Annotated in this window: 9 protein-coding genes; 1 reads left to right on the forward strand and 8 read right to left on the reverse strand. The window is 35.6% G+C overall.

What is annotated here, in order from left to right:
* Position 1 precedes the first annotated feature (1 nt).
* From lpxD to RBR53_02045, 8 genes are all read right to left on the reverse strand, one after another.
* The gene (gene lpxD, locus RBR53_02010; protein MDY0131419.1) at positions 2–1,051 is read right to left on the reverse strand and encodes a UDP-3-O-(3-hydroxymyristoyl)glucosamine N-acyltransferase; all 1,050 of its coding nucleotides are present in this window, start codon (positions 1,049–1,051) and stop codon (positions 2–4) included.
* Entirely contained in the window at positions 1,035–1,556 is a 522-nt protein-coding gene (locus RBR53_02015; GenBank protein MDY0131420.1) for an OmpH family outer membrane protein, read from the reverse strand. The genes lpxD and RBR53_02015 overlap by 17 nt, the downstream gene beginning before the upstream one ends.
* A 104-nt stretch (positions 1,557–1,660) precedes the next feature.
* Entirely contained in the window at positions 1,661–4,291 is a 2,631-nt protein-coding gene (gene bamA / locus RBR53_02020; protein ID MDY0131421.1) for an outer membrane protein assembly factor BamA, read from the reverse strand.
* On the reverse strand, positions 4,278–4,964 hold the full coding sequence (locus tag RBR53_02025; protein ID MDY0131422.1) for an ABC transporter ATP-binding protein: 687 nt from the start codon (positions 4,962–4,964) through the stop codon (positions 4,278–4,280). Before RBR53_02025 ends, bamA begins: the two co-directional genes overlap by 14 nt.
* Positions 4,954–6,189, reverse strand: coding sequence for a lipoprotein-releasing ABC transporter permease subunit (locus tag RBR53_02030; protein MDY0131423.1), 1,236 nt, complete (start codon positions 6,187–6,189; stop codon positions 4,954–4,956). The genes RBR53_02025 and RBR53_02030 overlap by 11 nt, the downstream gene beginning before the upstream one ends.
* Positions 6,190–6,205: 16 nt before the next feature.
* Positions 6,206–7,702: a lysine--tRNA ligase gene (lysS, locus tag RBR53_02035; GenBank protein MDY0131424.1), complete on the reverse strand. Its 1,497-nt coding sequence runs from the start codon at positions 7,700–7,702 to the stop codon at positions 6,206–6,208.
* An 83-nt stretch (positions 7,703–7,785) separates the two neighbouring features.
* Positions 7,786–9,081, reverse strand: a complete 1,296-nt coding sequence (locus RBR53_02040) for an ATP-binding protein (protein MDY0131425.1) — start codon at positions 9,079–9,081, stop codon at positions 7,786–7,788.
* 132 nt (positions 9,082–9,213) lie between these two features.
* On the reverse strand, positions 9,214–10,422 hold the full coding sequence (locus RBR53_02045) for a type II secretion system F family protein (GenBank protein ID MDY0131426.1): 1,209 nt from the start codon (positions 10,420–10,422) through the stop codon (positions 9,214–9,216).
* A gap of 283 nt (positions 10,423–10,705) precedes the next feature.
* Here RBR53_02045 and RBR53_02050 point away from each other — a divergent pair, with 283 nt between their 5' ends.
* Positions 10,706–12,601 carry a sodium:proton antiporter gene (locus RBR53_02050; GenBank protein MDY0131427.1) on the forward strand — a complete coding sequence of 632 codons (1,896 nt, stop codon included), beginning with the start codon at positions 10,706–10,708 and terminating at the stop codon, positions 12,599–12,601.
* Positions 12,602–12,674: the final 73 nt, after the last annotated feature.

Here is a 12,674-nt window from a genome sequence, read left to right on the forward strand (position 1 = left end):
TTTACTTTTTTTCTATATTCTTAACCCGTTTTTCAATAAGAGAAACTTTTCTTCTCAACTCCGGAAGCCTTGTCAGTATTTTAGAAACTTTAAGCCATAGTTTATGGGGCATTTCAGGGATTCCAGAAACCACACTCCCGCTTTTTATATTTCCTGTTACACCTGTCATAGGTCCTATTATCACAAAATCTTCTATTTTAAGATGCCCTGAAATTCCGGCTTTTCCAGCAATTATACAATTTTTTCCAATTTTGGTACTTCCTGCCACTCCTGACTGGGCAATTAAAATAGTATTATCTCCAACTTCAACATTATGTGCTAAATGAACCTGGTTGTCAGTTTTTACAGATTTCCCAATCACAGTATTACCAAAAGTTCCCCGATCTATTGTATTGGAAGCTCCTATTTCCACATCATCTTTTATTATCACTTTTCCAAGATGATTGATCTTTACCCAAGAACCTGAATCCGGAGCAAAACCAAACCCATCACTTCCAATAACAGTTCCGGAATGGATTATCACCCTTTTGCCTATTTCGCAGTCTGAATAAATTGTAACCCCTGAATATATTCTTGACCCATTGTCAATTAAAACATTATCGCCAATGGTTGTATTTGGATAAATATAAACATCGTCACCAAGAACTACATTATCACCTATGACACAGCCAGGACCTAGATAAACCCTTTTACCAAAGGAAAAACGCCTGCCTATGGACACACTTGGATGAATCATCTCTTCCTTGGTTTCCAAAGGATGAAAAAGAGAAATTATTTTTGCAAAAGCAGAATAGGGATTATTGTGCACAAGAAAATTAAGATCTTTAAAGTCAGGAACTTTTGTGACTATAAAAGCCTTTGACATGGACAGGGGAATTTTTTGTATATATTCTTCTGTCCTTGCCAGGCAAATGTCTTTTGAAGTTGCAGTTTCAAAAGGAGACACTCCTGAAATTTCAAGACTTTTATCTCCGTATACTTCTCCACCGGTAAAATCTGCCAATTGTTGAAGAGAGTATTGTTTATTCATTGATTCAAAACTGTTTGTCATGAAGTTTTATAACTCTATCTGTGATATCCAGCTGGTCTGGAGAGTAAAGAACTGTACTTTGAGGAAGAATAAGAAGGAAATTTTCTTCTTTCCCAATCTTTTTTAAAATTTCATCAACCTGATCAAAAATTTTTTTTGTTTCTTCTCGTTCAGCTCTTTTAATTTCTTTTGCATACATTTCATCCATATCTTTGTAGTCATTTACCTGGATGCGATACTCCCTTTGTTTTTCTCCCTGCTTTTCAGGTGACATAACAAAAGCTTCTCTTTCAAGCTGATCCCCAAGTTTTTTAATTTCACCAGCTTTTTCCTTTAGCTTTCCTTCAAGCTGAGTTTTTTTTGTATTAAGAATTTCTCTTATGTTTTGACCGCCCTTTGAGTTCACCATAAACTTCTGATAATCAAAAACACCTATTTTTGCAATATCTGCTGCTCCTCCGATTCCAGAAAAAACAAATGACAAAATCGCCAGTGAAGCTAGAAAAAAAACTGCTGTTCTTTTCATTTATTACCTCCGAGTACTTTTTTAGTTAAACCTCAATTGATGTATCTTTTATTGAGCATATTTTCTTTATTAAAAATTTTCTTTATTAAAAAATCAGTTCATTATCAAAACGCCTGGCCCATGGTAAATTCCCATCTGCCGCTTCCGCTTTCATCTTCATTAGGATCAAGCATTCTTCCATACTCAAGTCTGATGGGTCCAACCGGAGAATACCATCTTATACCATATCCCCAGGATCTTCTTATATCACTCAATCCTACACTTTTATCTTTTGCAAACACATTTCCCGCATCAAAGAAGAAAAGCCCCATAAGACCAGCACTTTTAATAAGAGGAAAAATAAGCTCAAGATTTGCCTGAATATATTTTTCACCGCCCACTTCATACCCTTCAGGACTTAAAACATAAATTCCTCTCCAGTCATAACCCCTTACGGAATTCATCCCTCCAAGATAAAACTTTTCATAGTCTGGAAGGACTCCGCCTGAATTTTTCCTGACATAACCTCCTTCACCATGAGCAAAAAACACAAAATCCCAAAAAAGAGGAATATAAACCCCGGTTTCTGCTATATATTTTGTATATGTATAATCTCCGCCAAGAAAACCTCCTGCATGTTCCACTGAAATAGAATGTTTAACACCTTCAGTTGGATTGAACATTCTATCCCTTGAATCATATTTAAGGGCAACCGTTGTTGAACTTTCAACATTATCTCCTTCAATCAAAAAAAGAGTCGGGTCAGCATATGGATCAATCTTGTCTATGGTTGCAACTTCATAGGTATATGACCAATAAAGCCTTGTATAATCAAAAACAGGGTAACTTAATCTTACTGAGCCCCCTATACTTTTTTTATCATAGTCGTCATATTCTCTTTCCCAATTATACACATCAAATCCTGCAGATAAGGGAATATCAAAAAGCCATGGTTCGGTGAAACTAAAAGTGTATCTTGTAGCACTTCCAGAAAACTCCGCTTTAAGATTTACCACCTGCCCTTTTCCCCTGAAATTTCTCTGGGTAACAGAAACAGTTGCAAAAAGGTTGTCTACACTTGAATACCCTGCACCAAAAGTAAACATTCCAGTGGTTTTTTCTTCAACACTTACATGAATGTCCACCTTGTCCTTTTCACCCGAAGGAATAGTTTCAAGGTTTACATTCTGAAAATAGTCCATTCTGTAAAGATTTCGAACTCCCCTTTGAAGCCTTGACTTGCTGTAAAGGGATTGCTCGGTTATGGGAAACTCTCTTCTTATAACTTTATCTCTTGTTTTTGTATTTCCGCCGATAACTATTTTATCAATATAGACCAAATTGTTTTTCTTTATATTAAAAATAACATTTAAAATATTATTTTCATAATCTTTTTGAAGATCTGGAAAAGCATCTGCATTAGCATACCCGGCATCAGCATAAATATCTGCAATGGAAATTGAGTCATCCTGAAGATTTTGTCTGTTAAAAATTTCGCCTGTTTTTGTTTTCACTGCTTTTAAAATTATTTCTTCTGAAACAATCAAATCACCTTCTGCCTTAACTTCTCCTATGGTGAACTTGTTTCCTTCAGATATTTTAAATAAAAGCTTTACATTGTTTCCATCAAAGCTGATTTCAGGATCAGCTACCCTTGCCTCGGCATATCCAGTGGTATGGTAAAATGCAAGAATTCTTCCACTGTCCTGCTGAATCTGATCTTTTTTAAACTCACCTGAACCTGTCAGCCATGAAAAAAAACCTTTTTCAGAACTTTCTATCTTTTTTTTTAGCTGTTTGTCAGTGTAGTCTTCATTGCCTTCAAAAACAATTTCACGGATAAAAGTTTTGTCGCCCTCTGCTATTATAAAAATAAGATCAGCTCTGTTATGCGACAGCTCTTTAAGCTCATAATTCACTTCACATTGATGGTAGTTTTTTTCCTTGTAAAGTTCTTTAATTGCTTCAATTTCTTTTTTAACTTCAAATATATTAAGGATTGAACCACTTTTTAAGGTTATGTTTTCTTTTATTTTTTCATTGTCATAGGCATGGTTTCCCTTGAAATGAACTTGTCTTATTGTGGGCTTTTCTTTTACATGAAAAACAACTTTTACTCCACTTTCAGTTTCTTCCCTTGTAACTCTGATATCTCCGAAATAACCCATATTATAAATTCTGTCCAAATCATCGGAAAGATCACCATCTGCGTAAGCAGTTCCTTCTTTGGTAGCTATCAGTCTTTTAATTGCTTCATCTTCAATTCTTTCATTACCTCTGATTTCAATTTCAGTAATCCTTACTTTTACAAATAAAGTACCCCCGATTTTTTTGGACAGGCTATTCACCCTTCCAAAAAGGTTTACTACTCCTGTAAAGCTTTCTTTGAATTCATAGATTTTATTTTCCTCTGAAACTCCAAGGACTGCATCCAGTATAAATTCGTTGTTGCCTATGGCCTGAAACTTTCCTTTTATAAACCCTTTTGAACCAGACTCATTTGCAATTTCAAAAAGTTTTTTATTATCAAAATCTAAAACATCGTCTTTATAAAAATAGCTATTTCCTCCAGCTTTTCTTATTTCAGAGCCTATAAGTTCAGGTATTTCTTCTTTTAAATATTCATATTCGCTTCCCCCTTCAATTTGAAAGGGGAAAAGAACAACCTTATTTTCCAGGGAAAAGGAAACAGCAGGAACTGACAATAAAGCCAAAACTGATATAAATATTATATTTAACAAGTTAAACCGATACAAGAGAACCTTCCTTTAATGTTACTTGTTTACCCATAAAAGATGCCAGTTCCATATTGTGGGTTACCACTATAAGAGTCATTCCAAGTTCTGTGTTAAGCTCTTCAAGAAGCAAATGAACATCCTCACTGTTTTTGTTGTCAAGATTTCCTGTGGGTTCATCAGCAAGGAGAACCACAGGATCCATTACAAGAGCTCTTGCAATGGCAACTCTTTGCTGTTCACCGCCTGAGAGCTCGGTAACCTTATGATTAATCCTGCTCAAAAGTCCGACTTTTTTTAAAAGTTCTTTTGCCTTTTTCAGAGAAGATTTTCTATCATTTCCTCCGATAAGGGAAGGCATCATAACATTTTCAACAGCATTGAACTCAGGAAGAAGATGGTGGAATTGAAACATGAATCCAATTTTTTTATTCCTTATCCCCGCAACTCTTTCATCCCCAAGGGAATAAAGATCTTCGCCCTCAATAAAAATTTTGCCTTCATCAGGATGATCAAGCCCTCCTAAAACATGGAGAAGAGTTGATTTTCCTATTCCAGAAGATCCAGTTACTGCTATTTTTTCACCTTTATTAACTGTGAAATCAACGTTTTTTAAAATTTCCAAAACAGTTTCCCCAGTTTTGTAGCTTTTGGAAATATTTTCAAGAACTATACAGCCTTCCTTATTCACCATAACGAATACCCTCCACAGGGTCTAGATTTGCAGCCTTAGAAGCAGGATAAACAGTTGCAAAAAAACAAATTAAAAGAGCGCTAAAAGCTATCAGAGCAACATCTGAAAAAGCCAAATCAACTGGAAGAGTTGTAAATGGATAGGCATCAGGAAGCTTGATAAATTTGTACCGACTCAAGATTTCACACATGATTATCCCAAGAAAAACCCCTGACAAAGTTCCTATGGAACCAACAAAAGTCCCTTGAATAACAAAAATCCTTTTTATACTTTTTTTGGTTGCTCCCATGGTTTTCATTATTGCAATTTCCTTGGTTTTTTCCATTACAAGCATAATCAAAGAACTTGCTATATTAAAAGCTGCCACAAGAATTATAAGAGTGAGAATTATAAACATTGCTGTTTTTTCAAGTTTCAGGGCAGAAAACAGTGAATGATTTACCTCCATCCATGTTCGTGTGAAAAATCGGCCTGGAAAGACTTCGTCTATTGTTTTTGCCAAATCATCTGCCGCATAAACATCGGTTATATAAACACCTATACCATTGACTTTTTTACCCATTCCAAGAAGGCTTTGGAGATTTTCAAGGTTCATATAAGCAACAGCACTGTCGTACTCATAAAGCCCGCTTTCATAAACAGCTGCAACCTCAAGCTCAGTCATTTTAGGCATTACACCCACAGGAGAAATTTTCCAGTCTGAAGTAAGTGCAAAAACGCTGTCTCCTTTAGCCACTCCCAGACTTTCAGCAATTCCCTTGCCAATGATAATTGAATTTTTCCCTGATGATGTATTTTCAAGAAGTTCTGTGGCTTTCAAAGGTTCAAACCCCTTGATAAGCTTACGGCGTGATTCGCTGTCAACCCCCCTTATTATTGTTCCTGTAAAACCCCACTTGGATCTGAGCATCACCCTTCCAGAAAGGTTTGGAAGTGCATCAGATACATTTTTTTTATTGTTTAATTTTTCGCAGACTTTTTTATAGTCTGCAAAGGAACCGGTTTTTGAATTTAAAATAAGATGAGGCTCCATCCCAAGAATTCTTTTTCTCAAGTCTTTTTCTGCTCCTGACATCACTGCTATAACAACTACAAGAGCCATAACTCCAAGACAAACACCAGCCACGGATAAAAAACCTACAAGGGAAATAAATCCCTGTTTCCTTTTTGCCCTCAAATATCTGAGAGCAATGGAAAATTCGAAACCAAAGCTTGATTTAAGCATTTTTTTTTCCAAAAAATTATTGTTCAGAAGATGGTCTCATATGGGGGAAAAAAATAACTTCCCTTATTGAAGCCGCATTGGTAAAAAGCATAACAAGACGATCTATCCCAATACCTTCCCCTGCTGTAGGCGGCATTCCATATTCAAGAGCTTCCACATAGTCTGTATCCATCATATGGGCCTCAAGATCCCCTTCATCTCTTTTTCTTGCCTGATCAAGGAATCTTTCCCTTTGATCATCTGGATCATTTAACTCGGAAAATCCATTGGCAATTTCTCTTCCGCCTATAAAAAGCTCAAATCTTTCTGTAAATTCAGGATTTTCATCGTTTCTTCTTGATAGAGGAGATACTTCAACCGGATAGTCTGTTACAAAAGTAGGCTGGATAAGCTTGGGTTCAACCAAAGATTCAAAAAGCTTGGTTATAATCTTGCCGATTTTATCTTTCTTAGTAATTGCAACTCCTTTTTCCTCAGCAAATTTTAAAAGACCTTCCTTGTCTGAAAGAATAGATTTATCCATGCCTGCAATTTCACATAAAGATTCGGTAAGAGGAATTCTTTTCCATGGAGATTTAAAAGAAATTTTTTCTCCCTGATATTCAACTTCAGGTGAGTCGCTAACTTCTTTTGAAATTTTAAGAAACAACTCCTCTGTAAGATCCATTAAATCCTTATATGTTGAGTATGCCTGGTAGAATTCAAGCATGGTAAATTCAGGATTATGCCTAGTGGAAACGCCCTCGTTTCTAAAATTTCTATTTATTTCAAAAACTCTGTCAAATCCTCCTACAACAAGTCTTTTAAGATAAAGCTCAGGAGCGATTCTTAGGTAAAGTTTCATATCAAGAGCATTGTGGTGAGTTACAAAAGGAGTGGCTTCAGCACCACCTGCAAGGGGCTGCATCATTGGAGTTTCAACCTCAAGAAAATTTTTTTCTGTTAAAAAATTTCTTATGGTCTGAACTATTTTTGCTCTTGTAACAAAAATGTTTCTCACATTTTCATTCATAATAAGATCAACATATCTTCTTCTGTATCTTTTTTCAGGATCTTTTAGCCCATGAAATTTTTCAGGCAAAGGCCTGACAGATTTTGACAAAAGATTGAACTTACCAACATAGATTGTCCATTCTCCTGTTTTTGTTTGAAAAAGCGGACCTGAAACCCCCACAATATCTCCAATATCAAGCTGATTGAAAAGAGAATAAGAATCCTCTCCAATCCTGTTTTTTGCCAGATAGGCCTGGATTATTTTCCCGCTCCCATCTTTAATTCTTGCAAAAGAGGACTTACCAAATTTATTAACAGCCATCATCCTTCCTGCAATGGTGAACTTCAAGCCTTCTTCACCTAATTTTTCAGGAGTTTGTTCAATAATTGAACGAATTTCACCAATTGTATTTTCAACCTTAAAATTATTTGGATAGAGATTAACTCCTGAATCGGAAATTGTTTTATTTTTTTCTCTTCTTTGATTAAGAAGGTCTTTTTTACCACTCATATATTTCACCATCTATTATTCTTGTTAAAATTTTTCAATCTGACTTAGGTAACTTATTTAAAATCACACGTCAAGCAACTAGACTTTATATGTCAGCAACGATTAAAAATCAAGGTAACCTTGAGCCCGGAAACATTTTCCCTGTTTTTAATTTCAATTTTTCCCCCATTCAGTTCAACTAGTCTAGCAACAATTGAAAGGCCAAGTCCGCTTCCACTTTTTTTGGTTGAAAAAAACGGATCAAAAATCTTTTCAATTATCTCTTTTTTGACTCCCCTGCCCGAGTCTTCTACAATAATATATACAAGACTTTTTAATATTTTAAGTCTAACTGAAATATACCCCTTCCCTTCACAAGCTTGGGAGGCATTTATAAGAATATTCCATATTATTTGCCTAAAATGGTCAGGATCTGCTTCAATTACTGCTTGATCATCAAGCTTTGAAACAACTTGAACTCTATTTTTTACAGCTTGATCTTCTCCAAGAAGATTTAATAAATCTCTTATTGGAAGTGAAGGCACTAGTCTTTGCTTCTGGCTTCCAACCGGTCTTGCAAAATACAAAAAATCATTTACAAGCTGATCAAGCCTTCCTGATTCCCTTAAAATTATGTCTCCAAGTTTTTTTACATCATCCTTCCTATTTTTTTCAATATCTGAAATTAAAAGCTGAATAGAACCTCTTAAGGATGCCATTGGGTTTTTAACTTCATGGGCAAAGCCTGATGCAATTTCTCCTGCACTTGCAAGCCTTTTGACTCTTTCAACATATTCGTCCATTTTTTCAAGTTCCCCCCTTGCCCTTTTCAGCTGAACAGACAAAATACTTGAAAGCCAGGCAATTGCAAAAGACGAGAGAATGAAAATAAAAACCTGAAAAAATATTGCTGGGCCTTCATAATCGACAGAATTTGATTCATAAAAAAAACATCGAATAAAACCATAAAAATGAAGATTGGCCAAAAGCCCATATTGGATACTTACAATTCCAGCTACCCAAAAAGGCTTTGCTCCAAACAAAATTGCTGAAGAATAAAGGATAATCACAAGGTAGAGAAACTGAAAAACATTATTATAGATTCCTGTAAAATAAATAAGAAGTGTGACAAGAAATGTGTCCACAATTATTTGAACTGTGGAAAAAACAAATTTATTTTTTACAAAATTAAAAATTAAAGAGTAAAAAAGAGTCAGAACAATTATAAATGCTGAAAAAAAATAAAGGCCAACCATCTGCTGGGAAAAAGCGCTGGTTCCTGAAAGATAAAAATAATAAAATCCTGAAATAACAAGAATTGAAAAAACCAGCCTGGAAAACATAAGCCATTTGAGCCGCATACTTAGGCTTTTTTCATAAAAACTTAGTTTTTTAGTTTTATCTGTCAAGCTGTTTCCACCTAAATCAGGCTTTCTTTTTAAAAATTATGAAAGCCTGAAGGATTTTAAATGTTTTGAATTTAGAGACAAACCTGAAAGTCTATTGTTTTATTAAAATCAGAAGAGCCCCATAGTTTTTGATCAGGCAATCCCTCCTGCCATCTGAAAGACAGGAAGATACATTGAAACCACTAGCCCGCCAACAACAATACCAAGAAAGGAAATCATAAAAGGTTCAATAAGAGAAGTAAGGTTTTCCACGGCCTGATCAACTTCTTCTTCGTAAAAATCGGCTATTTTAGCCAACATACTTTCAAGAGCCCCTGTTTGTTCACCTACTGAAATCATAGAGCAAACCATTGTGGGAAAAACACCGCTTTCCACAAGGGGTTCAGCCATTGTACGACCCTCAGAAATAGCATCTTTTACATCAAGCACAGATTCCTCAACAATTGCATTGCCAGAAGTTTTTGCAACAATATCAAGGGCATCAAGAATAGAAACCCCGGAGGCAAGCATAGTACCCATTGTTCTTGTAAAGTTTGCAACAGCAACTTTTTTTATCAAAATACCTATAACAGGAAGTTTTAATAGGATGTCATCTATAAAATAATTGCCTCTTTTAGTTTTATAGACTCTTTTAAATATAAAAATAAAAGCAGCTATACCCCCGAGAATATACCAGATATTACCCTGAACAAAGTCACTTGCATTTATTACAAACTGAGTGGGAGCCGGGAGACTTTGACCCATCTCAGCAAACATTTTCTCAAAAACAGGAATTACAAAAACAAGAATTACAGCTACAACAACAAAGGCGATAATTATAGTAACCAGAGGATAAGTCATAGCACCTTTTACCTGGGCTTTAAGTTTGGCAGCTTTTTCCATATAGGCTGAAACCCTTCTCAAAATTTCATCAAGAATACCGCCGGCCTCTCCAGCTGCAACCATATTTATAAAAAGACTGTTAAAAACTTTAGGATGTTTTTTCATGGCATTTGCAAGAGTATCTCCGCTTTCAACAGACTCTTTTATACTTTTCAAAACTTTTTTAAAGGTTGGATTTTCCTCCTGGGAAGAAAGAATGTCAAGGCATTGAACTACAGGAACTCCAGCATCAATCATGGTTGAAAACTGACGACAAAACACTATCACATCCTTTGTTTCCACCTTGGGTTGAAGGAATTCAATGTTTTCAAAAAGGTCCTTTGGCTTTGGCTTTACGCTTTTAGGAGTTATCCTCTGTTTCAAAAGCCTTGAACGAACGGCATCTGCACTGGAGCCTTCCATTTCGCCTTTAATTGTTCTGTTTTTTCTGTTTTTACCTTTCCAGATATATACAGGCATCAGCTGCTCCTTGATTTAAATTTTTTTTATAATTTACTATCTATAATTGTTAAAAATAAAAAGCCTTAAGGTATTTCCCAGACTCAACCCGGAGCTAGTTTTTATAATTCAAATTTATCTTGTAAAAACAGGACTAATTTTTAATTTTTACTACCATAAAACTTTAATTCTTGCAATTATCCTCTTTATAAGAAATTTTTTATTTAAAACTTAATCATTGCCCGAAAACAACTTTTTTTCTAAGCTGAAAATAAATCTAACCAACCCCTTAAGGAGAGCAATAATGTTCCAGGATATTTTCTTAAACCCGGGTCTTACAATAGGGCTTGCTCTTGTCGCAGGAATTTTATCTCAAATCCTTTCCCACCACATGAAAATACCAGGTATTGTCATTCTTTTATTTTCAGGAGTTATTCTGGGCCCTGATGTTTTTGGAATCGTAAGGCCTGAATCCCTTGGTAAAGGTCTTACTATAATAACTGGATTTGCTGTAGCAGTAATTCTTTTTGAAGGGGGGATGAACTTAAAATTTTCAAGACTTAAAAGAGAACAAAAATCCATCCGTTTTCTGCTTTTATCCGGCTGTATAACAACTGCCTGTGCAGGGAGTGTGGCAGCAAAGTATATAATGAATTGGCCCTGGCAGACTGCAGTGTTGTTTGGCACCCTTGTCATAGTAACAGGACCCACTGTTATAAACCCACTGTTAAAAAGAATAAAAGTAAAGCGTTCAGTTGCAACCCTTCTTGAAGCAGAGGGGATTTTAATTGATGCAATTGGTGCTGTTATAGCTATAGTTGCATTTGAGGCGGCAATGCAAAGTTTTTCAGGCTCACCTGGAATCTGGATTCTTGGAATTGCTTCAAGAATTGGAATAGGCTCATTTGCCGGTGCTGTTTCAGGCTTTGTGTTTGTTTATATTTTTAAAAAAAAGAACCTCATACCTGAAGGAATGGAAAATGTTTTCATTCTTTGTATGATCCTCTTCCTGTTTCAGGCAACCAATGCATTTTTATCTGAAAGTGGTCTTGCAGCAGTAACTATTGCAGGAATTATAATGGGAAACTACAGCACCCATGTTCAGCATAACTTAACAGAATTTAAAGAAGAAATAACCATCATGCTCATAGGAATGCTTTTTGTTCTCTTGTCAGCAGATGTAAGAATAGAAAGTATTATAAATCTGGGAATTCCCGGGGTTATAACAGTGATGTTTCTAATCTTCATTGTAAGGCCCCTTGCTGTCTTTGCAGGCACAGCTTTTTCTGAATTCAATATAAAAGAAAAAATCTTTATTTCATGGATTGGCCCAAGGGGAATTGTAGCAGCAGCAATAGCATCTTTTTTTGCAGCCGAAATGAGTCATGCCGGAATAAGCGGAGGAATAGAGCTTCGAGCCCTTGTGTTTCTTGTGATAGCTATCACTGTTATATGGGCTGGTCTAACTGGAGAAACAGCAGCAGCTCTTTTGGGCCTTAAAAGATCTTCAGGAATTGGATGGGTTATTCTGGGGGCAAACGAAACAGCCAGAAGTATGGCAAAGATACTTAAAGAGTCGGGTCAGGAGGTTGTGTGTATAGATTCAAATGCAGATCACTGCAAAGAAGCGGAAAAAGATTGCACAAAAGTAATCTATGGGAACGGACTCCAGTCAAGATATCTTAAACGAGCAGAAATTGAAATGAGGCTTGGAGCAATAGCTCTTACTGGAAACGAGGAAGTAAACTATATGTTTATTCAAAATGTAAGGGCAAATGTAAAAAATATCGGATTATATTCTGCCATGAAAAAGGCAACTAGTTCCCTTACAGAAAACATGCTTTATAATTCAAAAACAAAGCTTTTATTTGCCAAACCTCTTGACATTGTTCTCTGGTCTGGAAGATTCAAAAAACAACAGGTAAGACTCCAATTATGGAAAAATATGGACGGTAAGGAAATCAAAGCTTCAAACTTTGCAAAAAATGCCCCTGAAACTATGTTTTTTGCAGCCATTAGTAAAAAAGGAAAAATAATTCCCTTTGGAAATGAAATGTCCATAAAAGAAAACAATGAAGTCTTTGTCTTTGTTTTTGAAAAAGGTATTGAACCAGCTATTGAGTTTATGGAAAATTCGGGTTTCCAAAGAATGACAAAAGAAAGAGAGGAGCTGTTTTCCACCTCAATCTGCCAGATATAATAGAGTTTTTTGCTTCTGTTAAAAGCTTGATTCAGCCCTTAAACCTTTGGATTTTTTTCAATTTAAGATCCTT

It is taken from the genome of Desulforegulaceae bacterium (assembly GCA_034006035.1).
Taxonomy (GTDB): domain Bacteria; phylum Desulfobacterota; class Desulfobacteria; order Desulfobacterales; family JACKCP01; genus JACKCP01.

Bases quoted from the DNA above. Each gene is read 5' to 3' on its own strand.
- lpxD (MDY0131419.1), bottom strand. From the start codon at position 1,051: ATGACAAACAGTTTTGAATCAATGAATAAACAATACTCTCTTCAACAA.
- RBR53_02015 (MDY0131420.1), bottom strand. From the start codon at position 1,556: ATGAAAAGAACAGCAGTTTTTTTTCTAGCTTCACTGGCGATTTTGTCA.
- RBR53_02025 (MDY0131422.1), bottom strand. From the start codon at position 4,964: ATGGTGAATAAGGAAGGCTGTATAGTTCTTGAAAATATTTCCAAAAGC.
- RBR53_02030 (MDY0131423.1), bottom strand. From the start codon at position 6,189: ATGCTTAAATCAAGCTTTGGTTTCGAATTTTCCATTGCTCTCAGATAT.
- RBR53_02045 (MDY0131426.1), bottom strand. From the start codon at position 10,422: ATGCCTGTATATATCTGGAAAGGTAAAAACAGAAAAAACAGAACAATT.
- RBR53_02050 (MDY0131427.1), top strand. From the start codon at position 10,706: ATGTTCCAGGATATTTTCTTAAACCCGGGTCTTACAATAGGGCTTGCT.